The organism is Jiella marina (assembly GCF_024359545.1).
Lineage (GTDB): Bacteria > Pseudomonadota > Alphaproteobacteria > Rhizobiales > Rhizobiaceae > Jiella.
In genome coordinates this window covers 323,183-349,729 of record NZ_JAKQZG010000001.1, presented here as the reverse complement: position 1 = coordinate 349,729, position 26,547 = coordinate 323,183, and the positions used below count along the sequence as shown (strand labels likewise).

Here is a 26,547-nt window from a genome sequence, read left to right as displayed (position 1 = left end):
CATGACGACCACCCTGATCGAGGCGGCTTATATCCTCGAAGGTTTTCGCGGCGACGAACCGATCCTCCACCGGGACGCCGCCTTGGTGGTGGTCGACGGCAAGGTCGCGGAAATCGGTGATAAGGCGTCGCTCGAAATCCGCTATCCCGACGCAAAGCGCATCGGCAATGGGCGGACGGCCGTCGTGCCGGGCTTCGTCAACGCCCATCATCATGTCGGTCTCACGCCGCTCCAGCTCGGCTCGCTCGATCACTCGCTGGAACTCTGGTTCGCGACGCGGCTGGGCCTGCGTTCGGTCGATCTCTATCTCGACACGCTCTACTCGGCCTTCGAGATGATCGCCTCCGGTGTGACCACCGTCCAGCATCTCCATTCGCGGGCGCCCGGCGGCTATGACGGGCTGATGGCGGCATCCCGTTCGGTGCTCGGAGCCTATCGCGACATCGGGATGCGCGCTTCCTTCTCGATGGCGTTCCGCGATCAGAACCGGCTGGTCTACGAGGACGACCAAGCGTTCCTGAAGCGTTTGCCGGAGGATGTCCGCCCCGCGCTGGCGGAATATTTCGCCGAATTCGGCAACACGCTCGACGAACAGGCCGCGGTCTTCGAGACGCTCTTCGAGGAGTGCCGCGACGAGAACCGGCTGGCCGTCCAGCTGGGACCATCGAACCTTCACTGGCTTTCCGACCGGGCGCTCGCGCGCGCTGCGGATCTTTCGGAGCGCTATCAGGCTCCGATGCATGTCCATGTCCTGGAGACCGCCTATCAGAAGGAATACGCCCACAAGCGGGCGGGCGCCTCCGCCGTACGGGTTCTGGCGGATCATGGCCTTCTGAACGAGCGCCTGACTGTCGGCCATGGTGTCTGGGTGACGAGCGCGGACATCGAGGCCTGCGCCGAGGCGGGTGTCTGCCTCTGCCACAATTGCAGTTCGAACTTCCGGCTCAAGAGCGGCATCGCGCCGGTCAATCGCTTCGTGGAGAAGGGCGTGCGGGTGGCGATCGGTATCGACGAGGCCGGCATCAACGACGATCGCGACATGCTGCAGGAAATGCGCATGGTGCTGCGCGCCCATCGCGAGCCGGGCATCGATGCGCCGTCACCGACCTCCGCCAACGTTCTGCGCATGGCGACGGAGCACGGCGCTGCGACGACGCCGTTCGGGGAGAGCATCGGGCGGCTGACGCCCGGCTCGAACGCGGATCTCGTCCTGTTCGACTGGGACGCGGTGACCTATCCCTATCAGAGCCTCGACATCGCCTTCGAGGAGGTTCTGGTGCAGCGGGCGAAGGCGACGAGTGTTCGCACGGTGATGATCGCCGGCGAGATCGTCTATGAGAACGGGGGCTTCACCAAGGTCGACCGAGACGCCGTTCTCGCCGAGATCGCGGCGCAACTCGCCCGACCCGACACGGGCAAGGATCAGGCGCGCAAGGCGTTGTCGGCGGCCGTCCTGCCCCATGTGAAGGCCTTCTATCGCGACAATTACCGGCTCCCGCCGCGCTCCCCGCACTACAAGATGAACGATCAAGGCTGATGACCACCGTCTTTCCCGGCGAAGGCCGCAATCTTCGCGGCTATGGTGACGATGTTCCCGAGGTTTCCTGGCCGAACGGTGCGGCGGTCGCCGTGTCCTTCGTCGTCAATGTGGAGGAGGGGGCCGAGCGCAACCTGCTTGACGGCGACGAACGCAACGAGAGCGTCTACGAGGCGCGCGAGGAGGTGGTCGGCGCGGTCGATCCCTGCATGACCAGCCATTACGACTATGGCCCCCGTGCCGGCTACCAGCGGATCCGCGACGCGCTCGGCCGTCATGGCGCCCCTGCGACGTTCTCCACCTGCGGCCGGGCGGCGGAGCGGCTCTCCTGGCTGCTGCGCGACGCCGTCATGAACGGTCACGAGATCGGCTGCCATGGCTGGCGCTGGGAAACCCATGCCGGCATGCCGGTCGACCAGGAGCGGGAGATCATCGCGCGCACCCATGCGGCGATCAACGAGGCCGCCGGCGTGGCGCCCGTCGGGTGGCACACGCGTTCGGCATCGACGGAGAACACCCGCCGCCTGCTGATCGAGCATGGCGGTTTTCTCTACGATTCCGACGCCTATGACGACGACATGCCCTATGCCGTCAACCTGGACGGGCACCGTCACATGGTGCTCCCCTATGCGTTCGACACGAACGACATGCGGTTTCAGCCGGGCGGCGGCTTTATCCAGGGCGAGGATTTCACGCGCTACTGCCTCGCGGCCTTCGATCGCCTGCGACGGGAGGGAAAGTCGGCGCCGCGCATGCTTTCCATCGGCCTGCATCTGCGCATCATCGGCCGGCCGGCCCGGATCGACGCCCTGGAGCAGGTGGTCGACACGATCGCGTCCTCGGGCGAGGCCTGGATTGCGACACGCGGCCAGATCGCGCGGCACTGGCGCCAGGCGATCGGGCTGCCGGAATGGCAACCCGCGTCGAACGGTGCCGGTTAGCGGCTCAAAGCCTTCTCGATCGCGGTCACGGCGGCGGGGATCGGCTCGATCAACGGCACCGGCGAGGTGGCGGCGAGGCTGCGGGCCGCCGCCGCCAGCGGACCACCGCCGATGATCACGGCTTCCGCCCCATCCTCCTCGACCGCTTGGGTCACCGCCTTGGCCAGCGCGGTGTGCAGTAGGCAGGGATCACGCATCACGGCCTCCAGTGGCCCCTCCGTCAGCCGGACAGACGCGAGCTGCGCGCCATGGCCGAGGATCGCCGCGCGCCGCTCGATGGCGCGCACGAGGTCGGGCGTGGTGGTCGCGACGGAGAAGCGCCGACCGTTCTCAGCGGCGAGACGCATGCTTGCTTCGGCGATCCCCAGGACCGGGACACCCAGCCGCTTGGCCAGCGCGTTTCGGCCGGGATCGCCGAACGCCGACACGATGACTCCATCATAGACCGGCGGAACTTCGATCTGGCAGACGGCCACCGCCGCGATCGCCAGTTCGGCTTCGTTTGTGATCAGTGGGGGAGCTTCAGAGGCCGTGACCCCCTGTATTGTGATGGTCGATGCGGCTTCACGGGCGATCCTGACCATCAGCCGGGTCGTCTCGTCCGAACTGTTCGGATTGATGAGAAGAACCGGCTTGATCATGACGCGTCGTCCGGGTGGTGCGCAGCGAAATGCCGGGCAATCGCATCGCGCCGTGTGATCCAGATTCTGTCCTTGTGCCGGTCGAGCGCATCCAGGATGCCTTCGACGGCACGAAAGCGCGCGGGGCGGCCGCAGATGCGCAGGTGAAAGCCGATATTGAGGATCGACGAGCGACCGCTTTCGCGCGCTTCCTCGACGAGCTGCTTGAGCGCGTCCTCGACATATTCGACCATTTCGCGCGCCCGCACGAAGCCGTTCGGATGGAAGAACTTCATGTCGTTGGTGTCGAGCGCATAGGGGACGATCAGAAGCCCCGGCCGCTCGGCCTCCCGATAGGGCAGATCGTCGTCGAAGGCGTTGGAGGTGTAGAGGAAACCGCGTTCCTGAAGGAGGTCGCGCGTCCAGACGCTCTCGCTGCCGCGGCAGAAGAAGCCGACCGGCCGCTCGCCGGTTGCGGCCGCGATCGCGCCGACGGCTCGGTCGAGATCGGTGCTCTCAGCCTCTCGGCTTGGATAGTCGGAATGCGGGCGCCACCGCCAGCCGTGGCAGGCGGCTTCGTGGCCTCGCCGGGTGATCTCGGCAGCCAACTCCGGCGTGCGCTCGACGGCTCGCCCGCAGCAGAAGAAGGTCGCCGCGATGCCGCGCCGGTCGAACGTGTCGAGGAAGCGCCACAGGCCGACGCGCATCCCGTAGGCGAAGATCTGTTCCTGGCCGAGGTCGCGGACACCCGGTTCGACGACGCTGATGACCTCGCCCATCGGCTCGGACCGTGTGTCACCGTCGCTGACCTGCTGTTCCGCGCCCTCTTCGTAATTGACCACCAGCGACACGGCGACCCGGGCACCATTGGGCCAGACAATCTGCGGCGGCCGGCCGCCATAGCCCGTCAGGTCACGCATGTTCGGCGCTCCGGTGGTCTTCGCTGCGCCCATGCGCCCGATACGCTGCGAGGCGATCCTCGAACTGCGCGCGCGAGAGATCATGCGCCTCCGCGACGCCGCGGCATTCGACCATCATGGCGCCGGCGACGATCGCCGCTTCGACGCAAGCCGTATGCGCCCAACCGAGCGCGCGAGCCGCGGCGAACGCGCCGCAGAAGCCGTCACCCGCGCCCGTCGGATCGGCAACGGCCGCTGTGGCCGGCGGAGCGTGACGACCGCGGTCTTGCCAGTACAGCGCGCCGGTGGCGCCGAGTTTGACCACGGCATGCTGCCCGAGCCGTTGGACGAGGCTCTTTGCGACGGAGGGGGCATCGGCTGGCGAGGCGGCAGAGCGGATCAGACCGCAGAGTTCCTGTTCTGACGGCAGGAATGTCAGTCCGTCCCGAACCATCCTTGCAAACATGTCCAAGTCCCATTCCCCGGCGTAGTGGGGAGAAGGGTCGAGCGTGATCAGCGCGCCGGGCGGGATCGCGTCGAGATGTGCCGCATGGCGTTTCCAGACCTGGGGAGCGAGGTGGAAGGCCGGTGCCGTGCGCCAGGTGTCCGGGACGTCTTCGGGGGCGGGGCTGATCGCTTCGAGCGCGGCCAGATAGGTCTCACGTTCGGTTTCGGGGTCTTGGATCGCGCGAAACCGGCCGCCCTTCGGGACCGTCCGTCGCCCGCCATCGGGGTCGTAGAGGAACCATTCGACGAGATGCGGCTCGGCTTTTCGGACGATGGCCGTGCGAAATCCGCGCTCCTGCAGATCGCCTTCGATCGCGTCGTCGATGCCGGAGCCGAGCCGGCTGACGATGCCGATCTCGCCTTCCGGCAGGACAAGCCGCGCCCCGGCCGCCGCATAGAGCGCATTGCCGCCAAGCTGGCGCTGCCACGGGCCGGGCTCGGCCGGGACGACGTCGTCCACCGTGATCTGTCCGATGATGACGAGCCGCGGCGGTGTCATGGGGTCGGCGCCGTCATGTTCGTAGCCGGTCGAGGCCGACCGCCTTCGCCAGCACGATCATCACCACGAAGGCGGCGAGGATCTCGAGGCTCGATAACGCCGCGACCATCGGGCTCGAGTCGAACTGGACGAGATTGTAGAGTTCGACCGACAGGGGCCGCGAGCGCGGCGAGGCGGTGAACAGCGCGACGGTCAGATTGTCGAAGGCCTCGATCGCGACGAAGGCGCCGCCGGCGATGATCGCTCCGACGAGCTGGCGCGCGGTGATCTCGAAGAAGGTGCGGGTCTTCGAGGCGCCCATGGAGAGCGAGGCTTCTTCCAGCGCCGGATCGAGCTGCGTCAGCCGCGCCATCACCATGCGGACGGCGAAGGGCAGACAGAAGACCGTGAGCGCCAGGATCACCATCAGGTTCGACTGCCGGAAGGCGATATAGGCGCCGAAGAACAGCGTCGCGACGCCGATCACCATGCCCGGCAGCATTTGCGGCGCGACGATGAGGGCGCTCGCGAAGCCCCGGCCGAAGAAGCGGCCGCGCACCAGGCCGTAGGCCGCCGGGATCGCCAGCGCCAGGGACAGGCAGGTGGTCGCGGCCGAGATCTGCAGGCTGGTGACCGCGGCGTCGATGATCTGGTCCCGGGCGAAAAGATCCGCGTACCATTGGAAGGTGAAGCCCTGCGGCGGAAAGCCGATATAGGCCGTCTCCGTGAAGGAGATCGCGATCACGATCAGGCTGGGCACCGACAGCAGGAGGACGGTGCAGACGGCGATGATCGCCAGGATCGTGGCGCCGATCCGGTCGATCACCTTCGAGGCGTTCCCGCGTTCGGCGACGTCGGCTGTGGCGGGCCTGGAGGTGGTCATGGTCTCGCTCATCAGGCCTTGGCCTCCGTCCAGCGCATCATGCGGTTGCCCGCCAGCGTGATCATCAGCACGAAGAGGAAGCAGCTGACGAGAAGCAGCAGCGCGAGGATCGCCCCCTTGTTCCAGTCTAGAATCACGACGATGAACTCGTAGACCTGCACTGCGACGGTGGTGTAACCGCCGCCGCCGAGGAGCTGGGGAATGATGAAATTCGTGTAAGACAGGGCGAAGACGATCGTCGTGCCGGCGATGATGCCGGGCATGCTCATGGGGAGCACGATCCTGAAGAAGGTGCGCACGCGGCTTGCGCCGAGGCCGAGGGAGGCGTGTTCGAGCTTGCGATCTCGCGAGGAGAGCACGGTGATCAGCGGCAGGATCATGAAGGGCAGATGGATCTGCACCATGCCGACGATGACCGCGAAGTCGGAATAGAGCATGCGCAAGGGGCGCGACACGAGGCCGAGATCCATCAGGACGGCGTTGACGACGCCGCGCCGGCCCCCGAGGATCACCAGCCAGGCATAGGTGCGCACAAGCGCACTCGTGAGCAGCGGCGCCACGGTGAGGATCAGGATCACCATTTGCAGGCGCCGGCCGACCAGCGTGTGGATGTAAGCCAGCGGATAGGCGAAGAGGAAGCAGAAGAAGGTGGAGAGGACGCCCACATAGAAGGAGCGCCACCACACGCGCCAAAACAGATCGTCGGTGAGGACGTCGAACAGATATTCCAGCGTGAAGTTGGCACTCTGGACGGTGCCGCGCTGGATCGGTACGAAGCCGAAAGCCAACAGCACCGCCATCGGCATGATGAAGAAGACGACGAGATAGAGGAAAGCCGGAGCCGCGGGCCAGAAGCCGCCGCCCTTCATGACCTTGTCGACGAGGCTCGCGGCCATTACGCGCTGCCCTCCACGCTTCCGGAAACGGCGACGCAGGCATCGGCCTTGTCTACGTCGAGGGCGACCGGCGTTCCGATGTCCAGCATGTCGTGATCGGCCCGGCTGACGAGCACCCGGAGCTTTCGCTCGGCAGCCTCGACCTCGTATTCGACGCTGGGCCCGGTGATGCGGGCGAAGGCGATGGTTCCCGCGAGGGGCTCGCTGCCCTTCGTCGGGCGCACCGTCAGGTTCTCCGGCCGGATGACGATCATCCGGTCTTCCCTCGAGCCTCTGGCGCCGAGCGAGGGGAGCTTGGCCGCTAGCTCGGCCGGCAGCACGTTCGCCGCGCCGATGAAGTCGGCGACATAGGCGGTGGTGGGGGTATCGTAGATCTCGGTCGGCGTTGCGAACTGATCGATCTGGCCCTTCGACATCACCGCGATCCGGTCGCTGATCGTCAGGGCCTCGGTCTGGTCGTGGGTCACGCAGATGGTGGTGATCCCGACCTGCTTGACGATCTTGCGCAGTTCGATCTGCATCGCCACGCGCAGCTTGGCGTCGAGGGCGTTGAAGGCTTCGTCGAGAAGTAGAACTTTGGGTCTGAGAACGAGCGCGCGGGCGATCGCGACGCGCTGCTGCTGCCCACCGGAGAGCGACTGGGGATAGCGGTCGGCGAACTCCGTCAGCGAGACCAGGGCCAGCGCCTCCTCGACCTTGGCCTTGCGCGTGGAGCGATCCGCGCGCCGGACCCTCAGCCCATAGGCGAGGTTTTCTGCGACCGTCATGTGCGGAAACAGCGCATAGTTCTGGAAGACGAAGCCCACGCCCCGCTGGTTCGGCGGCAGGCGGGTCACGTCTTCGCCGCCCAGCACCACCTTGCCGCTGCTGGGCGTCTCGAAGCCCGCGATGCAGCGCAGGAGAGTGGTCTTGCCGCAGCCGGACGCGCCCAGAAGCGTGATCGTCTCGCCGTCGCGGATCGACAGCGAGCAATCGCGAAGCACGTGCAGCTTGCCGAAATGCTTGTTGATGTCCGCTACTTCGATCGGCATCTGACCGCCTCCGTTTCGTTCCGGCGAAAGCCAGCGCCTGAAGCGCGCCTCGGGGAGAAATGCGTCGGGCTCGTTTGCACCCTCATTGGCCGGTTCCCAGAAGCGAGCGGCGGGTGAGCTGTCGGCTCGTGTTGAAGCGGACCTCGTCCTGTTTCAGGTGGAGGCGCCTGTTGGGATCGAAGCCCGTCTGCAGGCTGACATGATAGGCGAGTAGCTGCAGCGGCACGGCCGCGACGCTCTCGCGATGGCAGCCATTGTCCTTGTAGGTCAGCGACCAGGCGGCCTCGTGGGTTGGGAGATCGTCCGGCGCGACCCACAAGCTCTTCACGTCCATGGCCTTCAGAGCCTTTGCCGATTCCGAGGCGATCTCGGCGACCACCGGTGTCGTCGGCAGCATGGTCATCAGCTCGCCCCGCTGCATCGTCCAGTACTGGCGATGGGCGAATTCCTCGACATCGTCGGTCCAGCTCGGCGTCGCGCAGAGTTCGACGAGCTTGGCGGCGCCATAGTCGGCAATCGCCATCCCCCGCGTACCGCAGGACAGGAAACGGATCGCCGGCGCCGTAGCGCGATCGGCGGCGATCTCGGTCGCGAGCACTTCGGCTCGCGGCAGAATGGCTTGTATCGTGTCGGCGGTCGCTTCGATCACCCGGGCGATCCGGGCGGGCTCGTCGCCGCGAGCGAGTGCCGCGAAGGCGTCCAGAACCGTGCGGGTCGTGAGAAAGCTCGACGTGCCGCACAGGAACGGAGCGATATCGCTGAGATGGAGCGCAAAGCAGGGAAGGCCGAGCGCGCCGAGACGTCCGCCGCCACCATTGGTCAGCGCCGTCACGCGGGCGCCCCTAGCGAGAAGCCGTTCGGCCGCTTCGACGGTCCGATCGACATTGCCCGACATGGAAATGGCGATCCCACCGTCACCGGGACCCATCTCCGGTCCGGCATCGCCGGCGATTTCGAGTCCGCTGGCGGCAAGCAACGTCCCAGTCGTGGCGCTGCGCGCCGCGAACCAGCCGTCGCCGCTGCCGAAGGCGACTGTTCGGCCCGTACCGCCGGCAAGATGCTCGGCATGAAACTCCGCGATCTCGCCGACCCGGCCGGCGAGGTCCCGGAGGACGTGCGGCTGGCGCCGCACGTCCTGAAGCATCGGCTCCGGAATGACTTCCGTGTCCGTCATGAAGGCCTAGCTCGCGAAGGTCCGGTCGAAACGCTCGACCAGCTGGGGCCGGACCTTGACGATCTCCTTCCACTCGACAGTCTGGAGATTGGCGACTTCCTCCGGCGAGGCCGGGGTGTAGGGCTTGGCCTCCTCAGGGACTTCGACGCCTTCGACCGTGACGCCGAAATAATACGGCGCGGCGGCGGCCATCTGCTGGTATTCCTTGCTGATGACGCCGTTCATCCACTGGTTCACGAGCTCGGGATAGCGCGTTCCGGTGATCGCCGACATAAAGGACAGGATCGCCACAGGGCCGGGGTTCGGCTTCACGAACTTGATCGGCAAACCCTTTTGAGCGGCAACCGCCGCATCGTTGTTCCACAGGGGCGCGATGCCGACTTCGCCGCGCTCGAGCATCTGCGCCAGAGCGCTCGGGCTGCGACCCGCGATCGGGTTGAGCTCCTGGAGCTTCTCCCAGCCGGGTTCCAGATTGGTCTCCGACCCGCCGAAGATCTTTGCGGTCACCGCAAGCGTGCCGAGGCCGAGATTGGACGAGGTGCGGCAGATGCCGACCATGTCCTTGTATTCTTCGTTCCAGAGATCTTCCCAGCTCGTCGGCGGGGTCTCGATCATCTCCTCATTGTAGGCGATGCCGATCAGCGAGTAGGTCGCGGGCACGCCGTAGCCTTGGCTCTTCTCGATGAAGCCGGGAACGACGTTGTCGTAGTTCGGGATCTGCGAGGGATCGGCCTTCTGGATATAGCCTTCGTCGATCGCGATGAGATGCGGCGGCTCGCCGTTCGGCATCGCGTCGTAGGGGCTGTAGCCCTGTGCGGCCTTGATCTGCGCGACGATGTCCTGGGACTCGCTCGCAATCAGACGGATCGTCAGGCCGGATTCTTCCTGTTCCAGCTTGTCGGCCAGCCAGCGATGCGGCTCCTGCAACTGACCGCCATAGCTGATGATGACGAGTTCCTTGGACTGCGCGCGGGCGATCGAGGGCATTGCCAGACCTGCGCCGGCTGCGAGGATCGTCTTGCCGAAGGTGCGTCTGTTGATTGTCATCTGCATTCTCCTGGTTTGGACTTTCGAATGATCAGGCCTTCGCCGAAGCCGTTGCGTCAGCGAAGCTTTGCGGGATCGGTGATCATGTCCCCCTTTCTGATGAGCCAGTAATCGTCCCGGCGCGTGCGCGGTGTCTGCGCCACGCCCCGCCGATGGGCGAGATGCATGGCGATGATCTGCGCCGGCAGGTGGAAGGTGATGGGCGTGAGGTACTCGTCCTCGACGAGCGGCATGGTGATGCGAAGAGCGGCATCAGGGGCTGCCTCCTCGTCCCCGCTGTTGGTGACGAGAATGCCTCGGCCGCCGGCATTCCTAATGCCGGTCAGCATTTCGGCGGCCCGGTCGAAGCTGCGGCCTTGGGGTCCGAGGACAAGCACGGTCGCCGGCTTGTCGAGCTCCAGTGTCAGGAAATACTGCAGATGAGCCCATTCCTCGAGGTCCTGGGGAATGCCGTTGATCGGCACCTGCTCGTGGAACTTCGCGGCGCTGTATTCGGCCGTTCCGGCGTTCGGGCCGGCGCCGATGATCCAGATCGTGTCGAGATCACCGGCCTCGTCGAGCAGTCGGTCGCAGAGCGGTTCGGCGATCTCGCCGCCGTGACCGATTGCTTCCACCGCGCGGGTGATGGCTTCGCGCTTCGTCGCGGCATCCTCGGCGGAAAGACGACCGTTTCGCTCGCCGAGCGCCAGCCCCAGGCCGTACATGGCGATCAGCGCACCCACATATTCGATCATGTTGAGATAGAGCCGCGGCGCCCATTCGGGCTTGTCCTCGCCCAGTGCGACGGGACGGTGCAGAATGAGATCGGCCATTTCGGCGAGCGGGCCGTTCAGCGAGCCGACGATCCCGAGGGCTGGGATCCCGCACGCTTTCGCCAAATGGACGCTCTCGCGTGTGCGGGTCGAGCTTCCGGAATTCGAGACGGCGATCAGGACCGTGCGATCTGGCGCAAAGTCAAGTTCGTAGCGGGAAAACTCGATCGAAGTCAGAACCTCGAAATCCATCCCGCTCCACCGCTTGATTGCGGGGACCGTCGAGCGGGCGGCAAAGAGGCTGTCGCCGGAGCCCGCCATGATGTATCGGTCGCGGCCGGCAAATTCTGGGCGCGACAGAAGTTCGGACGCGACCTTGTCTGCAGCATCGAAAATCGCCGCGCAGTCGATCGAAGCGGCCGCCCGCCCGATGTGGCTTGCGAATGACCGGCCACCGTTGCCGGATGCAACGGACTCATTGTCTAGATCGTTCATGGAACCCGTAAAGTCTGACCACTGGATTCCGGCGGCCAGGAAGGCGCCGGACTGTCGAACAGTTCAGTGGGTCAGGCGAGGGACCTTCGACGGGCGGACAGCATCGCGACGAAGTAGCGGCAGGACCGCGACGTCGTCTTGAAGATCTTGCTGTTCGCCGTTCCGTTCATCGGCTCGAAAGGTCCTTTACGTTCCGAAGCAAGCTGCAGCGTAATACCAAGTCATAGGTTTGTGCAAGCGCTCCGGTTGCCGAGATAATAAGCACATCGCGATCAATTGGTGAGCGTCCAGAATTGGGCGGCAAAAACGCGACCGGTCCAACGGCTGGAAATTCGTGTTCTTTCCCGGATAGTTACGGCAAAGGCCGATTTCCCAAGCCGCAGTATCCATGTCGCGGCGTGGTACATCGGCCCTTCCTCACAAGAGATCGACTGCCTTGCCAGCCCTTGCCGGTTGATGGGCCTTCAGAAAAATGCAATCAGAGATTGCAAAACTTGGCGCCTCTTGAACGCCTCCATGCGTACGTGGCACGACAAGGCGGGCTGTCTGGTTGGCCGTCATGGCCACGCGCGTCATGTGCATCTCGATCGCGTTCGAGGGCTTGGCGAACGGCGGTCAAGGATCCGGTCGTAAACCAGGCTCATCTGCTTTGCCGGGAGGAGCAGAGCAAAAGGATGGGGCCGCGGATGACCCCATCCCTCGCAATTGCGGTGTGTCTCCGTCGTGTAGATCAGGCGCGACCGGCGAAGATGTCCTTCTTCACGATGGCATGGCAGCCCCAATTGCCGTCAACGACCTGGGTCACGCCGAAGTCCACGCCGATCGACATCAGCGAGATCGCCTCGTCCTCGGTAAGGCCCTTGGTGGTCATCAGGAAATGGCGTATCTTCCGGAAAACGTCGCGTAACGCCTTGTCGACCGAAGAGTTCGAGTAGATCGCGCTCTGCGCCTCGGGCCCGAGTTCGGCGAGGTAGTTGGCGTAGGAAAAGCCGTGTACGAGCCACTCGTCCTTGGTCTCCAGCATCGGATAGTCCAGCTCCTCGAGCGGCGTGCCGGCGAGATCGGCCTTCTTGTGGAGAATCAGCTGGAACGTGCCGGTCAGCGAGCACTCGATCGCGGTGCCGCAGAGCTCGCTGTCGCCCTGGCTGGCATGCGGATCGCCGACAGAAAGGAGCGCGCCCTCGACCGAGACGGGGTAGTACATCGTTGCGCCCTTGCCGATGCGCCAATTGTCGACGTTACCCCCCGTATAGCTCGGCGGAACGGTATCGACGAAATCTGCCTCGGCAGGAGCAAGGCCCAACGTGCCGAAATGCGGGCGGATCGGCAGGCGCACGCCCTTCAGGACGTCCGTGTTGCGGGTGGTCTTGGAATGGTCCACGGGCACACCCGGATAGTCGATCGTCTCGTGAACCACGCCATAGGGGTCGGTCTGCGGCACCCAGGGGAAGCTGTAGACGGCCTCGGCCCAGCTCTTCGCACCGGTCGCATCCACCTCGTAGATGGTGATGACTTCGCGCTTCTTGCCCTCCAGCATGTCGTTGTAATGAAAGCCCCAATTCGCCGCCGCATTGGAGCCGAAGCTCTTGCCCTGATAGGCGGGATTGGCCGACGGCCGCGGCTTGCAGTCGAGAATGCGGACTTCGAGGATGTCTCCGGGCTCGGCGCCGCGCACATAGACAGGGCCGGTGAGGATGTGGACGCCCATGCCTTCGCCTGAGCCCTTCTTGTAGACCGCCGGATCCGTCGGCCCGGCGCCGCGCCGCTCGACGCCCTTCTTGTCCTTGGTCCAGAGATAGACGCTCTCGGCGCCGTCATCGCCTTCGACCATGCGCTCCAGATCGTCGCCCGCATGATGGGTGAGGGTCTCGATGGTGACGATGTCACCGGAATCGAGCTCGACCTGCGGCTTCAGCGTCTTCGAGAAATAGCCCCAATGGACCGTATCGGAATTGGCCGGCAGGTAGTGATAGGTTGGCTGGGCCGGAGCCTTCGAGGCACTCGCCTGGGCAAGCGCCGGTGTAACCAGCGACAGGCCGCCGGCGGCCAAGGCGGCGGCACCACCGGTCGCCACGAAGCTCGACTTCAGGAAGTGGCGCCGCTCGATGTCGAGATCCTCCTTGAACATGCGGTGATGGAGATGGAATTCGGGACAGTGAACGTCATCGCCTCGGCACATGGCAAACCTCCTGGCTGGGCAGTTTTTGGCTTGAAACGCAGTCAGGCTAGTGTGCTGTCGAGCGCAGAGGCAATGGAAATACTTGCCTAAGAAATATGCAGACGAAGGGTGAGGCGACCGGGCCAACGGGGCGCACTTGCGGGCGAACTCGCAGAGAAACAGGCCTTGCCACGAGACGCTGTCGTGTTCCTGGAGCAAGGGCATGTCGCGCGGGGACAAAACTTCGTTCGCGCGGAGCCAAGCGATAGGGCGTGTCGTAGCCTCGCCCGCGTGCGATGATGTCTCCGCCTGGAGAGAAGCCATGCTCGAAGACGCTGCCCGCATAAGGATCGACGCCTTTCCCTCTGCCAACCGCGCGGCCGTGTGGACCGATGCGCTCGCGGGTCTGTCGCTCGCGGCGGAATTGTCAGCGGCAGGCTTCGCCGATGGCGAGATCACCATCCGCCGCTCTGGAACCGGCGCGCGGCTCGCCCTCCTGCGCTCCGGCCCGCAGCGGCTTTTGTCGGTCGGGCGAAGGGCTTCCGCCGGCTCCGCCCTCTGCCTCGTCCTGGCAGGCCGGGGCCGGATGCGCGGCGCTCAATCGGCCAGCGAGATTTCCGATGGCGATCTGATCGTCTTCGACATGGGCGACCGATGGTCGATAGACTGGCGGGGCGATTTCGAGCTGATCTTCCTGCTCCTGCCTGCCGGGCGGTTTTCCTCCCGCCTCGGCCGCTCCTCCGTGGCGCTTCCGGTCGTCTTGGGTTCGAGCCGCGCGGCGACGGCGGCCCGACCGGTCATGCGGATGCTGGGGCCAGATGTCACGGCGCCCGACCAGGCGGATCTGACGAGCCTGGAAAACGCTCTGGTCGAGCTTGCCGCGAGCGCGGTCATCGCCGAGACGAAGCCGGGAGCAGCGGCCGCGACCGCCTCGCAGGCCGCACAGTTGAGGCGCATCACAGCCGCGATCGAGGCGCGGCTCGGCGATCCGGGGCTCTGCGTCGCCGACATCGCCCATCAGGAGGGCACTTCGGTGCGTTCGATCCAGCGGCTGTTCGAAAGCGGCGGCGACAGCTTTTCCGGCTATCTGCGCCACCGCCGGCTGGCGCGATGCGAGGCGGATCTCGCCGATCCCCACCGCGACGAGGAGGCGATCGCCGACATCGCCCGGCGTTGGGGCTTTCGCGATCAGGCGCATTTCTCCCGCGCTTTCGCCGCCCGCAACGGGGTGTCGCCGAGCGCCTATCGCCGGCAGGCAAAGCCCCATCCCGAATGGCGCCTGACGCGGGGACGTCCGCTCGGCTCCGCCCCACCCGAGGCGCTGCGGCCCAAGGCCTGGACCGAGAACTCCGCCTGCCCGGTGAGACCGACGGCCGCGATGCGACGCGCCGCGATCCCGGCCTGGGCCGAGGCGGCGCCCGAACGACTGCACCATCTGCCGGCGTGGCCGGAGACGGTGCATTGGGGCTTTCTCAGCCGCGCGCTCTCGCCTGTCCTGCGGGTCCGGCCGGGCGAGGCGGTGACGATCGACACCTTGACCCAGCATGGCTGCGACGATTGGGAGCGCTTCGTCGCGGGCGATCCGGACGCCGAGGCGGTCTTTGCCTGGACGGCCGACGGCAAGGGCGTCGAGCGGCGCGGGGCAGGTCCGATGAACGCCTCGATCTTCGGCAGGGGCGCCGGCGAGGGCTTCGGCGTCCACATTCTCACTGGCCCGATCCATGTGGAAGGCGCGGTGCCGGGCGACGTTCTTGAGGTCGAATTCCTCTCGATCGCCCCGCGCCCGGCCCGCCACCCGAACCATGCCGGAAAGGCGTACGCGAGCAATGTCTCGGCCTGGTGGGGCTATCAGTACGACGATCCGCTGGAGACAGGCCGCAAACGCGAGACCGTCACCATCTACGAGATCGACCTTGCGCGACCCGAAGTCGCGCGGCCAGTCTATTCCTATGTGTGGCGGCCCCAGCGCGACCCCTACGGCATTCTTCATGAGACGATGGATTATCCTGGCATTCCGGTCGACCGCGCCTCGATTGAGGAGGTGCCGGGCATACTAGCCGGTGTGTCGGTGCCGGCGCGCATGCATTTCGGCTTCGTCGCTGTCGCGCCCCGCGAGTCCGACCTCGTGGACACGATCCCGCCCGCGTATTTCGGCGGTAATCTCGACAATCACCGGATGGGCGCCGGCTCACGTTTGTTCCTGCCTGTCGCCGTCGAGGGTGCGCTGCTTTCCCTTGGCGATGGCCACTTCTCGCAAGGAGACGGAGAGGTCAACGGCACCGGTCTCGAATGCTCGCTGACCGGAACGATCCGCATTCGCATCCACAAGAAGGGCGATCCGGCTGCCGGCGCGCTCGCCGGGCTCGCCGCTCCTCTCATCGAGACGCCCGACGCCTTCGTTGTTCAGAGTTTCAGCCATCCGAACTATCTGAAGGAATTCGGCCGCACCGCACAGTCGGACGTTTACGCCCGCTCGACCGTCGACCTGGCGCTTCGCTCCGCCTTTCGCCAGACGCGGCGCTTCCTGATGGACGCCTATGCGCTATCGGAAGACGAAGCGGTCAGCCTCATGTCGGTCGGCGTCGACTTTGCCGTGACGCAAGTCGCCGACGGCAATTTCGGCGTCCACGCCGTGGTCCGCAAGGCGCTCTTTGCGGATGGGAGGGAAGGGGTGACGAGACAGAATTCATCCTGACGCCATGGCAAGGTCGACAGGCCGCGCCCGCAATAGTTGGGGTGGCCCGGGTTGTCCCTCAGAGAATTCGCCGCGCGGTAGGGCAGGTCTGCCGAGTTCGTCGCCTCCCGCCATCCCGATTCTGGCGATCTCGGCGCGTTCGCCGAAGAATGTGGGTCCGGCACCCTGAGCGAGGCGTTCACGCCGTGAAGTGCGATCGGCAGATGCGCGACCTTTCAGACGTCCAAAATGGCGCCGTCGAACCCTGCCCTTACTCGTTGGGGAGTGCTCGGCCGCTTTCCGGGTCGAACCAGCGGATATTGCCCGGTGCAAAGTTCAGGCGAACCGTCTCGCCTGGCTCGGGCGCCTGATCCGGCTTGACGCTGGCGATGATCGTCTGTTCGCCGATATGGCCGATCACCAGGGTCTCTGCACCGGTGGCCTCCACAACCTCGACCTCCATGGTCACGGCCTTGGCCTCAGCCGGGGGAGTGGGGAAGAGTTGCTCCGGCCGGAAACCGGCGATCACGGTCCGGCCCGGCGTCAGACCGCCGATCGCATTTGCCGGTGTCGGAAAATCGCAGCCGCCACCTTCGGCTTGAAACCGCGTTCCATCGTCAGAAATGCGGCCTTCGACCAGATTCATCGGCGGCGAGCCCATGAAGCCCGCGACATAGATGCTGGCGGGGTTGTCGTAGATCTCGCGCGGTGTGCCGATCTGCTCGACCTGCCCTTCGCGCATGACGGCGATGCGGGTCGCGAGCGTCATCGCCTCGACCTGGTCGTGGGTCACGTAGACGATGGTCGCCTTCAGCTTCTGGTGAAGGCGCTTCAGCTCCGTGCGCATTTCGGTGCGCAGCTTGGCGTCGAGGTTGGACAGAGGCTCGTCGAACAGGAACACCTTCGGGTCGCGCACCAGCGCCCGGCCGATCGCGACGCGCTGGCGTTGGCCGCCGGAAAGCTCGGCAGGCTTGCGTTCGAGAAGCGGCTCGATCTGCAGGATCTCGGCCGCTTTTCGGATCGCAACCTCCCGCTCGGCCTTCGGCACCTTGCGCATCTCCAGACCGAAGCCGATGTTCCTGGCAACCGAGAGGTTCGGATAGAGGGCGTAGGACTGAAAGACCATCGCGATGTCGCGGTTCTTGGGATGGACCTTGCGCATGGAGCGACCGTCGATGCGGATGTCGCCGCCGCTCGGCTCCAGAAGCCCCGCGATGATGTTGAGCAAGGTCGACTTGCCGCACCCGGAAGGCCCTAAAAGCACCAGGAATTCGCCGCTCTCGAGGGTTATGTCGACCCCCTTCAGCGTCTCCAGCGCACCGAAGCGCTTGGTGACGGCATCGATTTCGAGCGTGCTCATTGCGGCTCTCCAAATTCGTAGCGGCGGGGAGCGGTGGAAACGGCTCGGGAAGCGAGCGCGATGCCGCCGTCGACCGCGCGAGCGAGATCCTGGCCGGTCGCAATGCCCAGCAGAAAGCCGGCGTTGAAGACGTCTCCGGCGCCGATCGTATCGATGACCGAGACCTTTGGGGCTGGACGCCGAATGGGCTCGCCCTCCGCCGCCTTCGCCATCGCGCCGTTCGCGCCAAGCTTGGCGACGGCCGTCCCGCCAAGCTTCAGTTGCGTCTGAAGGCGGTCGAGGCCTTCGCCCACGTTCTCGGTTTCGGCGAGAGACCGGGTCTCGACCTCGTTCAGAAGCAGATAGCGGCATCGCGGCAGCCAGGCGCGAACCATTTCGCGGACCTCGCGCGTCCAGCCTTCGAGCGGCCAGCCGGTATCGAGGGCGATCTCCACTTCGTGGCGGTCGGCCCAGTCGAAGAGCTTGCCATAGTCACCGGTCAGGCTGTTTGTGAGAAACGACCCGCAGACGAGTAACAGCCCGCCTGACAGCGCCTCGCCATCCATCATGCCTTCGAGCGAAGCCCATGAGAGGCGCGGCAGATGGCCGGTGGTCGTGAGGAAGGTCCGTTCGCCGTTCGGATGGGTGATCCCAACGGAGAGGGTGGTCGAAGCGTCCTCGGTGATCCAGCCGTTGGCGCGCTCGCCGAAGCCGTCTTTCAACCAGGCGCCGAATGCATCCCGCCCGACATTGGCGAAGATCTGGTGCGGCTGGCCGAGCGCCGCCCAGGCGAGCGCCGTGTTCCCGGCCGCGCCGCCGACGCGCAGGTCGTCGTGCTCGACCATCACCTCGGTGCCCGGCTCAGGCCAGGGCGCACAGGGGCCGAGGATGAGGTCGACATTGACGTTGCCTACGACGGCGAGAGGGCGGGAGGCACGCATCGCGGTCATACGATCCCGGTGATCTTGCTCGAACGCCGGGGCGTGCCGACATCCGGCACGCGCCTCGCCGCATGCATCACCATGAAACGCTGGGCAAGGGGTAGGAGCCGGAAAACCGCCGCCATGCCTTCGGCTGCGGATTCATCAAAGGTGACCGTGCCGGGCACCGCTTCGCCGCCGGAGGCATCGAAGACGACGGTCGGCGATCCGGCCTTGGCCGCGGCGCGCGACAGGCTGCGAACCAGATCAGCGGAGTTCTCGTCGGCGCAGAACTGGACGAGGCCGACCCGTGGGCCGAGCATTTCCATCGGCCCGTGGCGCAGCTGTCCGCCTTCGAGGGCATAGGCCGGCTCGCGGGTGAGTTCGGTAAAACCGAGGGCAATCGTCTCGGCGAGCCCTCGCAGGAGGCGGCCGGAGGTGACGATCGTATCGACGCTGGAAAAAGCTTCCAGAGCGGTCTCGACCGGCTGGTCCGCAGGCGTCTGAAGCGCAGCGAGCGCCGGTTCCGGATCGTATCCGAGCGCCGCGAGGATCGCCAGATGCTGGGTGAAGGTGATCGTCAGGCTGCGCGTCGCGGCGAAGGCGCGCTCGGTGCCCCCGGCGCCGACAAGGCATGTGACCGCGCCAGCGAGGCTAGAGCTGCCTTCGAGCGTGAGACCATAGACGTCTTCTCTTCGGGGAGTCGTCTCCAGCCAGCGAAGGACCTCGCCGCTTTCACCGGATTGCGAAGTGAGAAAGACCGTTTTGCCTTCGAGGGGCAGGGGAGACACCAGCTGTTCGGAGACGGGCAGGGCGACAGCCTCGATGCCGGCGGCCCGGTAAAACGGCTCGAGCGTCCGCCCGACGGCGTGGGAGCCGCCCATGCCGAGCATGACCAGTCGGTTGGTTCTGCGCAGCGAGTTCGCAATCGTCGCGGCCGTGTCGCGAGCGTCCTGAAAGGACTGAAGCGCGTCCGCCATCTGGCGCGCCATCTCGCGCTCGATCGCCACCAGCCCTTCCGGGCGGTTCGGATCGCTTAGAATTGTCATCCTTTTACTCCACCGGTGGTGAGGCCGGAGATTACGGCCCTTTGCATGATGAGCCCGATCAGAACGGGCGGAAGCGCTGCCAGAATGCCGCCGGTCGCGATCAGGCCGTAGTCGGAGACCCGCCCGCCGGCGAGATCGGCGATCGCGACGGTCACGGTCTTGGCCCGCTGGTCGGCGGTGAACAGCAGGGCATAGAAGAATTCGTCCCAGGCCAGGAGGAAAGCGAACAGCGCCGTCGTCGCAAGCACAGGCGCGGCGAGAGGCAGGGTCACGAGCCGCATGGTCTGGTCGAGCCGCGCGCCGTCGATCATCGCGGCGCTCTCGATCTCCTGCGGGATCGTGTCGAAGCCGGTCTTCAAGAGCCAGGTGGCAAAGGGCGCGAGGATCGTCAGGTAGACGAGCGCCAGGCCGGTAATCGTGTTGAGAAGGCCGAGATGGGCGAGACCCATGTAAAGCGGGACCGCGAGGGAAACCGGCGGCAGCATGTAGGTCGCGATGACGCCGTAGAGCGACCACTGCACCCGCGGCGTGCGCGAGACCGCCCAGGCGGAGGGAATGGCGACGAGAAGCGCGCCGCAGGTCGCAAGGCCCGAGACGAAGAGGCTGTTGCGCAGCGAGGCGAGAAACGCTTCGCCGGCGCTGTTGGAAACCAGCGAGACGAGTTCGCCGTAGCGCGAGAGATCGATCTCCTGCGGCCACCAGTGCAGCGGCCGGGCCGAAAGGTCGGCCGAGGAGGAGATGCTCATCAGGAAGAGCCAGACCACCGGCGCGAGGATCACCAGCGACATGACGAGTGCGGCGCCGTAGACGAAAATGCTGGCGGCGAGCGAACGACGTTCCATCTCAGGCCCTCGATCCGCTGCGCCGCATCATGGCGATGTAAAAGGCCGCGAAGACGGTGACGATCAGCGTGACGATCAGGGCGAGCGAGGCTCCGGATCCGGCCCGCTGGAAGGAAAAGGCTTCCTGATAGACCAGGATCGACAGGGTTCGGGTGGAATTGACCGGCCCGCCCCGGGTCATCACCCAGATGATGTCGAAGACCTTGAAAGCCTCGATCGTGCGAAGCACGAGGGCGATGGTCAGCGGCCCGGCGAGATAGGGCCAAAGCACGAAGCGGAACCGGGCGAAAGGGCCGGCGTCGTCGACGATCGCGGCGGCCTTGATGTCGCGCGGCACAGCCTGGAGCGCGGCGAGCGCGATCAGCGCCACCAGCGGAAAGTTCTTCCAGCAATCGGCCGCGACGATCGCCCAGAGCGCCGCGCCGGGCTCGCCCAGCCAGGAGCGATACTCCGAGAGGATGCCGAGTTGGGTCAATAGGCTGTTCAGCGCGCCATATTCGGGATTGTAGATGAGCCGCCAGAGCATGGCGTTGACCACCGTCGGCAGGGCCCAGGGCAGGATCATCAGGGCGCGCACGAAGGCCCGGCCGCGAAACTGCTGATCGAGGAGAAGCGCCGCCAGCACGCCGAGCGTCATTTCGGCGGCGACCGAAAAGACGGCAAAGAGGGCCGTGTTCTCCAGGGCGCCCAGAAACGCCCGGCTGGTCAGAAGCTTGGTGTAGTTGGCAAATCCGACGAACTCGCCGCCCGTGCCGACCAGCCGCGTATCGGTGAAGGACAGGCGAACCGTATCCACCATCGGCCAGCCTACCACCGCGACCATCACGATCAGCAGCGGGAGCATCAGCAACCAGGCGCGGGTGGTGATCCAGGCGCTCGACAAGGCGGCCCTCGACAGATGGTTGAGCTTCGGCGGAAATGGCGGCGGCAGGCGAACGAACGGGATCGCAATCTCACGCCAGATCGGTGAGATGATCCAGGTCGGCACACAACTTCGGGCATGCCGTTCAAGACAGGCGCCGCGAGAGATGCGCGGCGCCTGGACTTCTCATCGCTTTCGGGGAAGATCCGTGATCAAAGGCCGCTGTTGTCGGCGGCTTCGCTCAAGGCTTCCTCAGGGCTCGCCATATCGAGGATCGCCGACTGGATGGCGATTTGCAGGGCCTGCGATAGCTCCTGATAGCGCGGCGTCGTCGGACGCGGATACATCGCAGCCAGGGACTGCTTGGCGGCCTCGACGAGTTCTTCCTGGCCGTCCGTCACCTTCGGATCCTCGTAGGAGGACTTCCAGATCGGAAGGCTCAGTTTGGCATATTCGTTCTGGACGGGCTGGGAGGTCATGTAGGTGATGTAGTCCCAGGCCGCGTCCGGATGCTCGCTCGTGGTCGTCACGCCGAGGCCCATGGAGCCGTTGACCGCCGACACCTTGCTCGTGCCTTCATGGCCGGGGGCGGGCACGACGCCGACCTTGCCGGCGACCTTCGACTCCTCGGGATCGTTGGCGAGGTTGTACATGTAGGTCCAGTTCAGGGCGAAGGCTGCTTCGCCATTCTGGAAGACCCGGCGCACGTCCTCTTCCAGATACTCCTTCGAGTTCGGATTGGTGATGCCGTTCTCCATGGTCGAGGCCATGTATTGCAGAGCCTCGAGGCCGCCATCGGTCTGGAAGACGGGCTTGCCCGCGTCATTCAGGAAGGCACCGCCATAGGCCGAGAGGATCGTCGTGTAGTCGCAGACGGCGGCTTCGGCCTGCGCCCAGCTCCACACGATCGGCTCATCGAGCAGACCCTTCTCCTTGATGGTCCTGGCCTGGCTCGCCAGTTCCTCCCAGGTCTTCGGGGGTGCCTTGATGCCGGCCTGTTCGAGCATTTCCTTGTTGTAGAAAAGGTACTTGGTGTCGAGGATCCAGGGCATGCCGTAGGACTTGCCGTCATAGTTCACGGTGGTCCAGGCGCCCGGCAGGACCCCTTCCTTCATTTCGTCGGTGATCTTGTCGGTCTGGTCGACCAGGATGTTGTTGGCGGCATATTCGGCCGGCCAGATCACGTCGAACAGGACGACGTCGTATCCACCGCCGGAGCCCTGTGCGAGAACCGTCTTGTCGTGCAGGCCTTCATAGGGGACGAATTCGAGTTCGACCTTGATGTCCGGGTTCTCATTGGTGAACCCCTCGGTCATGGCGCGAACGTCGGCCTCGCTATAGGCGGCCTGGGCCATGAACAGGGCACGAAGCGTGGTTTCGGCATGAGCCGGCGCCGAGAACGACGCGGCGAGGGTGGCGGCTCCAAGGGCCGTGGAGGCGAGGCGAGACAGCATGACAGGCTCCCGTTGAGGTTGGTCGTGGAAGTGGCAAATGGGACGTTGAACCGGCGTTCGTGGCTGTGTACTGAATTAACTCAATCAATTTGGATTAATCGTTGCGCGAAAGAACAGCATTGTCAACTGGTGCAAAACCGATGACCACTCCGCCTGAAATCAGGGCCAAGCAGGGGGCAAATCTCGGCGGGGCGAGCGCCCACAACCGCCGTGTCGTCATCGACGCTCTGCGGGTGAACGGAGCGCTGTCGCGGGCCCAGCTCGCACGGGCGACGCATCTCACCGGCCAGACGGTGTCCAACATCATCGCCGATCTCGAACAGGAGCGTCTGGTGATCGCCGACGCGCCGGTGCGGATTGCCCGCGGCCAACCGGCGAGACCCTTCCGGCTGAACGGGGCGGGCGCCTTTGCCATCGGCGTGCAGATCGATCGCCACGTCACCCGGGCGGTGGCCGTCGATCTTCTGGGCAGCGAGCGCGTGCGTCTCGACGCGCGGCTTCCCAATGGCGGCCCCGAGACGGGAATGCCCGTCGTCATGCAACTCGTGAAGGACATCCGCGGTGCGCTCCAGGACCTTAATGCGCAAGCCGACGGTCGGATCGTCGGTCTAGGCCTGGCGATGCCCGGCCCGTTCGGGCAGGCGGCCCCCCAAGACGCCGATCACTGGATGATGTCGGCCTGGCAGAGCCACCCGATCTCGGACGATCTCGCAGCCGAAACCGGGCTGGAGGTCGCCGTCCAGAACGACGCCGCAGCCGCAGCCACTGCCGAGAAGCTTTCCGGCGCGGCGCGCGGGATCGACGATTTCGCCTATCTTCATTTCGGCTATGGTCTCGGCGCGGCCATCTTCGTGCGCGGCGAGATTCATGCGGGAAGTCACAGGAATGCCGGAGAGATCGGCATGGCCCGACCGGGCCTTTCTGGTCCGGGCCTCCAGGAGCCGATCGAGCACAGCGTATCCCTGGCAGCGCTCTGCCGCGAGCTTGGCATCGATCCTGCGAGGCCGGACCTGTTCGACGCCCTCGACGGGGCCGTTGCCGGCGGTGCGGCCGATGCATGGCTGCAGAGCGCGGGCGAGGGGCTCCGATGGGTCGTGCAGATCCTCGAAACCTTGCTCGATCCCGAAACGATCGTCTTCGGCGGTGCCGTTCCGCCCGCGCTGCTCGAAGCCCTGCGCGCGCGCATGGAGCCGCTGCTCCCATCCCATGCCGAAAGGCCGGACCGCACCATTCCACGCCTGACGGAGGGGCGCGCCGATCCCTGGATGGTCGCCATTGGCGCTGCCGCGGAGCCCATCGCCCGTTGCTTCGACCCACGCTTTTCGGCGATTCAAAACGTGAATCGTTTGGGAGGAAGCCCTTCGGCCTGACGGCGGCCATGATCGATCGACCGTGCACTCAGCCAGCCGTTGGTCCAGCTTTCCGCTCCTTGCTGGTCGACTTGCCCGGCTGTCACGACGTGATCCTGCGCGGTCGCACCTCCCTCGACCAAAGCCTCGACAACAATACCGGCCGGGGATGGTGCGAACGGCAGCGGAATGATTTCAGCTTGTCACATAACCGTATCCTTGCATTGATAGGGGGAGCCCTGAAGACATCCTCCGCTGTGCTTTGCACAGCTGTGCAGTACGGACATCCGCATGACTTCTGCCGCGTTCCTGGCCGTTTCCGACGTCATCGTCGGCTATGGCGGCAACACCGTTCTCGACCGGCTGTCGCTTTCGATCGAACGGGGGGAGTTCGTCGCGCTGCTCGGCTCGTCGGGATGCGGAAAGACCACGCTCCTGCGCACGATCGCCGGTTTCAACCGACCGCAATCCGGCTCGCTGACTCTGGCCGGCCGGGACATCACGCTTGCCGCGCCCGACAAGCGCAACATGGCGATGGTGTTTCAGTCCTACGCGCTTTGGCCGCACATGACGGTCGCCCAGAACATCGGCTACGGTCTCAAGCTCGCCAGGAAGCCGCGCCACGAGATCGATGCCCGGGTCGAAGAGATTGCAGGGATGCTCGGCCTTGCGGGGCTCGAAGACCGCAAGCCCGCCGCACTGTCCGGCGGCCAGCGGCAGCGCGTCGCGCTCGGGCGCGCCCTTGCTGTCGAGCCCGACGTTCTCCTCCTCGACGAGCCCTTGTCCAATCTCGATGCCCGCGTCCGCCTGAACGTGCGCCACGAAATCCGCGCGCTTCAAAAGCGCCTCGGAATCACCGCGATCCACGTCACCCATGATCGTGAGGAAGCGATGGTGATGGCCGACCGGATCGTCATTCTGGACAAGGGCATGATCGCTCAACAGGGCGCGCCGCACGAGGTCTTCAACCGCCCCATGTCGCCTTTCGTCGCCGCCTTCATGGGGGCGGAGAACATCGTCGATCTCGCCGGAGTGGTGGAAGGGAACCGTGTGGAGATTGTCGAGGGGCCGTCCAACCGGCGGGCGATGATCGGGCTCGATGGTCGCCGTCTTTCCTCGGGTCGCGTCGAGGCGCGCTTCAGGCCGGAAGCCGCCGAACTCGTCCCCGCATCAGCGACAGCTGCGTCGGACCGCAATGGCGCTGAAAGTCGCGATGAAGACGCGCTCACCCTTTTGGGAACCGTCGAGCAGACGAGCTATCCGGGCGGCTGCTGGCGCCACGTCGTCGCGGTCGGCGCGGCTAAGGTCGCCGTGGACGCGCCCACAGCCATCGAGCCCGGAACCCCCGTCACTCTGCGCGTGCCCGCGGCCGCGCTGTTTCTCTTCGATGCGCCCGGGAGAGGCGCCGAACCGGTTCCCCGCCTCGTCGCCGCCTGAGGCGGAACGGAGCGGGGATGAAAGCCCACAAAAGAAATCAAAACTCCAGAGGAAATGCCATGAAAACGTTTCTCAGTGCAGCGGTCGTCCTGGCGGTCGCCATACCGCCCGCATCCGCGACGGAACTCACCGTCGTCACTGCCGGCGACACCAACATGGTGGACTACATCAACGAGTATCTCGCTCCGATCTTTGAAAAGGAGAATCCGGGCGACACCGTGCGGGCCGTCGGCACGGGACCGGGCGATGCCGGTTCGCAGAAGATCCTCGAGCGTTTCGAGGCCCAGTCGGGCAACGAGACCTGGGACACCGATGTCGCCGTCGTCCACGAGAAATTCGCCGGACCCATGGTCGAACAGAATTTCCTGAAGCAGTATCGCGGCGACATCGCCACCGGTGAGCTCGTGACCAGCGACAAGGCGAAGATGGCTCTCGGCACGAATGTCGACGGTTACGTCATGCCGATGTTCTCCAGCCAGACGGCGATCGCCTACAATCCCGCTCTCGTGGAGAACCCGCCCAAGAGCTACTCCGAGATCGAGACCTGGGCGCATGAGCATCCCGGCCAGTTCGGCTACAACGGCATCAAGGGCGGGGCTTCCGGCGTTTCCTTCGTGATGGGCTGGATCTACGCTTTCGGCGATGGCGACGCCACGCAACTGATGAACGGGCCTTTCGAGGAAGGCGCGGCGAAAGAATGGGACGGCGCCCTCAAGCGTCTCAAGGATTTCAATGCCGACGTCACCATGACGCCCGGCAATGCCGGCACGCTCGACATGCTCGGCCGCGGCGAGATCGCCATGGGTCCGGTCTGGGTCGACATGTTCTATTCCTGGCAGGCCGACGGCAAGCTGCCGCCGGACATGAAGCTCCTCCTGCCCGAGCCTGGCATGCCGGGCCAGCCGATGCATTACGTCATCCCGGAGAACGCACCGCATCCCGAGCTTGCGGAGAAGTTCGTCGAACTTGCCACCTCGCCGAAGATCCAGGCGGAAGGCATCGTCAAGCGCTTCAACTGGTATCCGGGCATCGACGCAACGCATGTGAAGGCCGAACTCGACGAGGCTTCCTGGAACAAGCTGTTCAAGGACGTCACGCCGGAGGACCTCGCGAACTACGCCAAGCCCTTCCCGATCGCGCCGTACAACAACGCGATCCTCGAAGCCTATGAGCGTCACGTCGCCAACTGACGGTCCCGCTCGC

General features: G+C 65.4%; 22 protein-coding genes. 6 read left to right on the top strand and 16 right to left on the bottom strand.

Features of this window, described 5'->3' with window-relative positions; all coding sequences use genetic code 11:
* The first annotated feature begins 1 nt into the window (after position 1).
* Together MF134_RS01530 and MF134_RS01525 are read left to right on the top strand one after the other, a co-directional pair.
* Positions 2 to 1,537: an amidohydrolase family protein gene (locus MF134_RS01530; protein ID WP_255337621.1), complete on the top strand. Its 1,536-nt coding sequence runs from the start codon at positions 2 to 4 to the stop codon at positions 1,535 to 1,537.
* Positions 1,537 to 2,478, top strand: a complete 942-nt coding sequence (locus tag MF134_RS01525; protein ID WP_255337620.1) for a polysaccharide deacetylase family protein — start codon at positions 1,537 to 1,539, stop codon at positions 2,476 to 2,478. Before MF134_RS01530 ends, MF134_RS01525 begins: the two co-directional genes overlap by 1 nt.
* Here the strand turns inward: MF134_RS01525 and MF134_RS01520 are convergent.
* The 10 genes from MF134_RS01520 to MF134_RS01475 all read right to left on the bottom strand — a co-directional run bounded on the left by MF134_RS01520 (position 2,475) and on the right by MF134_RS01475 (position 13,439).
* Positions 2,475 to 3,119: an aspartate/glutamate racemase family protein gene (locus MF134_RS01520; protein ID WP_255337619.1), complete on the bottom strand. Its 645-nt coding sequence runs from the start codon at positions 3,117 to 3,119 to the stop codon at positions 2,475 to 2,477. The two genes, MF134_RS01525 and MF134_RS01520, sit on opposite strands and share 4 nt — an antisense overlap.
* A complete protein-coding gene (locus MF134_RS01515) occupies positions 3,116 to 4,018 on the bottom strand; it encodes a polysaccharide deacetylase family protein (protein ID WP_255337618.1) in 903 nt (300 codons plus the stop codon). The genes MF134_RS01520 and MF134_RS01515 overlap by 4 nt, the downstream gene beginning before the upstream one ends.
* Positions 4,011 to 5,003, bottom strand: a complete 993-nt coding sequence (locus tag MF134_RS01510) for a carbohydrate kinase family protein (RefSeq protein ID WP_255337617.1) — start codon at positions 5,001 to 5,003, stop codon at positions 4,011 to 4,013. Before MF134_RS01510 ends, MF134_RS01515 begins: the two co-directional genes overlap by 8 nt.
* 13 nt (positions 5,004 to 5,016) lie before the next feature.
* Positions 5,017 to 5,877, bottom strand: coding sequence for an ABC transporter permease (locus tag MF134_RS01505; RefSeq protein WP_255337616.1), 861 nt, complete (start codon positions 5,875 to 5,877; stop codon positions 5,017 to 5,019).
* Positions 5,877 to 6,761: an ABC transporter permease gene (locus MF134_RS01500; protein ID WP_255337615.1), complete on the bottom strand. Its 885-nt coding sequence runs from the start codon at positions 6,759 to 6,761 to the stop codon at positions 5,877 to 5,879. Before MF134_RS01500 ends, MF134_RS01505 begins: the two co-directional genes overlap by 1 nt.
* Positions 6,761 to 7,792 (bottom strand): ABC transporter ATP-binding protein, encoded by a 1,032-nt coding sequence (locus MF134_RS01495; RefSeq protein WP_255337614.1) that lies wholly within the window; start codon positions 7,790 to 7,792, stop codon positions 6,761 to 6,763. Before MF134_RS01495 ends, MF134_RS01500 begins: the two co-directional genes overlap by 1 nt.
* A gap of 82 nt (positions 7,793 to 7,874) precedes the next feature.
* Complete coding sequence (locus tag MF134_RS01490; RefSeq protein WP_255337613.1) at positions 7,875 to 8,966, bottom strand: glutamine--fructose-6-phosphate aminotransferase; 1,092 nt, start codon at positions 8,964 to 8,966, stop codon at positions 7,875 to 7,877.
* A 6-nt stretch (positions 8,967 to 8,972) separates the two neighbouring features.
* The gene (locus tag MF134_RS01485) at positions 8,973 to 10,013 is read right to left on the bottom strand and encodes an ABC transporter substrate-binding protein (RefSeq protein ID WP_255337612.1); all 1,041 of its coding nucleotides are present in this window, start codon (positions 10,011 to 10,013) and stop codon (positions 8,973 to 8,975) included.
* A 56-nt stretch (positions 10,014 to 10,069) separates the two neighbouring features.
* Positions 10,070 to 11,260 carry an SIS domain-containing protein gene (locus MF134_RS01480; protein ID WP_255337611.1) on the bottom strand — a complete coding sequence of 397 codons (1,191 nt, stop codon included), beginning with the start codon at positions 11,258 to 11,260 and terminating at the stop codon, positions 10,070 to 10,072.
* A gap of 730 nt (positions 11,261 to 11,990) precedes the next feature.
* On the bottom strand, positions 11,991 to 13,439 hold the full coding sequence (locus MF134_RS01475; protein ID WP_255337610.1) for an acetamidase/formamidase family protein: 1,449 nt from the start codon (positions 13,437 to 13,439) through the stop codon (positions 11,991 to 11,993).
* Between the two features lie 301 nt (positions 13,440 to 13,740).
* Between MF134_RS01475 and MF134_RS01470 the strand changes: the two genes are divergently transcribed.
* Entirely contained in the window at positions 13,741 to 16,113 is a 2,373-nt protein-coding gene (locus tag MF134_RS01470; protein ID WP_255337609.1) for an acetamidase/formamidase family protein, read from the top strand.
* 250 nt (positions 16,114 to 16,363) lie between these two features.
* On the opposite strand, the gene MF134_RS01465 is transcribed toward MF134_RS01470, so the two are convergent.
* The 6 genes from MF134_RS01465 to MF134_RS01440 form a co-directional block, all read right to left on the bottom strand.
* On the bottom strand, positions 16,364 to 17,452 hold the full coding sequence (locus MF134_RS01465; protein WP_255337608.1) for an ABC transporter ATP-binding protein: 1,089 nt from the start codon (positions 17,450 to 17,452) through the stop codon (positions 16,364 to 16,366).
* Positions 17,449 to 18,372: a carbohydrate kinase family protein gene (locus MF134_RS01460; RefSeq protein ID WP_255337607.1), complete on the bottom strand. Its 924-nt coding sequence runs from the start codon at positions 18,370 to 18,372 to the stop codon at positions 17,449 to 17,451. Before MF134_RS01460 ends, MF134_RS01465 begins: the two co-directional genes overlap by 4 nt.
* A 5-nt stretch (positions 18,373 to 18,377) precedes the next feature.
* On the bottom strand, positions 18,378 to 19,400 hold the full coding sequence (locus MF134_RS01455; RefSeq protein WP_255337606.1) for an SIS domain-containing protein: 1,023 nt from the start codon (positions 19,398 to 19,400) through the stop codon (positions 18,378 to 18,380).
* Entirely contained in the window at positions 19,397 to 20,242 is an 846-nt protein-coding gene (locus MF134_RS01450; RefSeq protein WP_255337605.1) for a carbohydrate ABC transporter permease, read from the bottom strand. Before MF134_RS01450 ends, MF134_RS01455 begins: the two co-directional genes overlap by 4 nt.
* A 1-nt stretch (position 20,243) precedes the next feature.
* Positions 20,244 to 21,125, bottom strand: a complete 882-nt coding sequence (locus MF134_RS01445; RefSeq protein WP_255338009.1) for a carbohydrate ABC transporter permease — start codon at positions 21,123 to 21,125, stop codon at positions 20,244 to 20,246.
* 191 nt (positions 21,126 to 21,316) lie between these two features.
* Positions 21,317 to 22,558 (bottom strand): extracellular solute-binding protein, encoded by a 1,242-nt coding sequence (locus MF134_RS01440; RefSeq protein WP_255337604.1) that lies wholly within the window; start codon positions 22,556 to 22,558, stop codon positions 21,317 to 21,319.
* Positions 22,559 to 22,698: 140 nt separating this feature from the next.
* On the opposite strand from MF134_RS01440, the gene MF134_RS01435 reads away from it, so the two are divergent.
* The 3 genes from MF134_RS01435 (at position 22,699) to MF134_RS01425 (ending at position 26,534) form a co-directional block, all read left to right on the top strand.
* Positions 22,699 to 23,928 (top strand): ROK family transcriptional regulator, encoded by a 1,230-nt coding sequence (locus MF134_RS01435; RefSeq protein WP_255337603.1) that lies wholly within the window; start codon positions 22,699 to 22,701, stop codon positions 23,926 to 23,928.
* A gap of 270 nt (positions 23,929 to 24,198) precedes the next feature.
* Positions 24,199 to 25,344, top strand: coding sequence for an ABC transporter ATP-binding protein (locus MF134_RS01430; protein WP_255337602.1), 1,146 nt, complete (start codon positions 24,199 to 24,201; stop codon positions 25,342 to 25,344).
* 59 nt (positions 25,345 to 25,403) lie between these two features.
* A complete protein-coding gene (locus MF134_RS01425) occupies positions 25,404 to 26,534 on the top strand; it encodes an ABC transporter substrate-binding protein (RefSeq protein ID WP_255337601.1) in 1,131 nt (376 codons plus the stop codon).
* The last annotated feature ends 13 nt before the right edge of the window (positions 26,535 to 26,547 follow it).

What these genes read in the sequence shown, in the direction of transcription:
- MF134_RS01530 (WP_255337621.1), top strand. Translation starts at nt 2, where the DNA reads ATGACGACCACCCTGATCGAGGCGGCTTATATCCTCGAAGGTTTTCGC.
- MF134_RS01525 (WP_255337620.1), top strand. Translation starts at nt 1,537, where the DNA reads ATGACCACCGTCTTTCCCGGCGAAGGCCGCAATCTTCGCGGCTATGGT.
- MF134_RS01520 (WP_255337619.1), bottom strand. Translation starts at nt 3,119, where the DNA reads ATGATCAAGCCGGTTCTTCTCATCAATCCGAACAGTTCGGACGAGACG.
- MF134_RS01515 (WP_255337618.1), bottom strand. Translation starts at nt 4,018, where the DNA reads ATGCGTGACCTGACGGGCTATGGCGGCCGGCCGCCGCAGATTGTCTGG.
- MF134_RS01510 (WP_255337617.1), bottom strand. Translation starts at nt 5,003, where the DNA reads ATGACACCGCCGCGGCTCGTCATCATCGGACAGATCACGGTGGACGAC.
- MF134_RS01505 (WP_255337616.1), bottom strand. Translation starts at nt 5,877, where the DNA reads ATGAGCGAGACCATGACCACCTCCAGGCCCGCCACAGCCGACGTCGCC.
- MF134_RS01500 (WP_255337615.1), bottom strand. Translation starts at nt 6,761, where the DNA reads ATGGCCGCGAGCCTCGTCGACAAGGTCATGAAGGGCGGCGGCTTCTGG.
- MF134_RS01495 (WP_255337614.1), bottom strand. Translation starts at nt 7,792, where the DNA reads ATGCCGATCGAAGTAGCGGACATCAACAAGCATTTCGGCAAGCTGCAC.
- MF134_RS01490 (WP_255337613.1), bottom strand. Translation starts at nt 8,966, where the DNA reads ATGACGGACACGGAAGTCATTCCGGAGCCGATGCTTCAGGACGTGCGG.
- MF134_RS01485 (WP_255337612.1), bottom strand. Translation starts at nt 10,013, where the DNA reads ATGACAATCAACAGACGCACCTTCGGCAAGACGATCCTCGCAGCCGGC.
- MF134_RS01480 (WP_255337611.1), bottom strand. Translation starts at nt 11,260, where the DNA reads ATGAACGATCTAGACAATGAGTCCGTTGCATCCGGCAACGGTGGCCGG.
- MF134_RS01475 (WP_255337610.1), bottom strand. Translation starts at nt 13,439, where the DNA reads ATGTGCCGAGGCGATGACGTTCACTGTCCCGAATTCCATCTCCATCAC.
- MF134_RS01470 (WP_255337609.1), top strand. Translation starts at nt 13,741, where the DNA reads ATGCTCGAAGACGCTGCCCGCATAAGGATCGACGCCTTTCCCTCTGCC.
- MF134_RS01465 (WP_255337608.1), bottom strand. Translation starts at nt 17,452, where the DNA reads ATGAGCACGCTCGAAATCGATGCCGTCACCAAGCGCTTCGGTGCGCTG.
- MF134_RS01460 (WP_255337607.1), bottom strand. Translation starts at nt 18,372, where the DNA reads ATGCGTGCCTCCCGCCCTCTCGCCGTCGTAGGCAACGTCAATGTCGAC.
- MF134_RS01455 (WP_255337606.1), bottom strand. Translation starts at nt 19,400, where the DNA reads ATGACAATTCTAAGCGATCCGAACCGCCCGGAAGGGCTGGTGGCGATC.
- MF134_RS01450 (WP_255337605.1), bottom strand. Translation starts at nt 20,242, where the DNA reads ATGGAACGTCGTTCGCTCGCCGCCAGCATTTTCGTCTACGGCGCCGCA.
- MF134_RS01440 (WP_255337604.1), bottom strand. Translation starts at nt 22,558, where the DNA reads ATGCTGTCTCGCCTCGCCTCCACGGCCCTTGGAGCCGCCACCCTCGCC.
- MF134_RS01435 (WP_255337603.1), top strand. Translation starts at nt 22,699, where the DNA reads ATGACCACTCCGCCTGAAATCAGGGCCAAGCAGGGGGCAAATCTCGGC.
- MF134_RS01430 (WP_255337602.1), top strand. Translation starts at nt 24,199, where the DNA reads ATGACTTCTGCCGCGTTCCTGGCCGTTTCCGACGTCATCGTCGGCTAT.
- MF134_RS01425 (WP_255337601.1), top strand. Translation starts at nt 25,404, where the DNA reads ATGAAAACGTTTCTCAGTGCAGCGGTCGTCCTGGCGGTCGCCATACCG.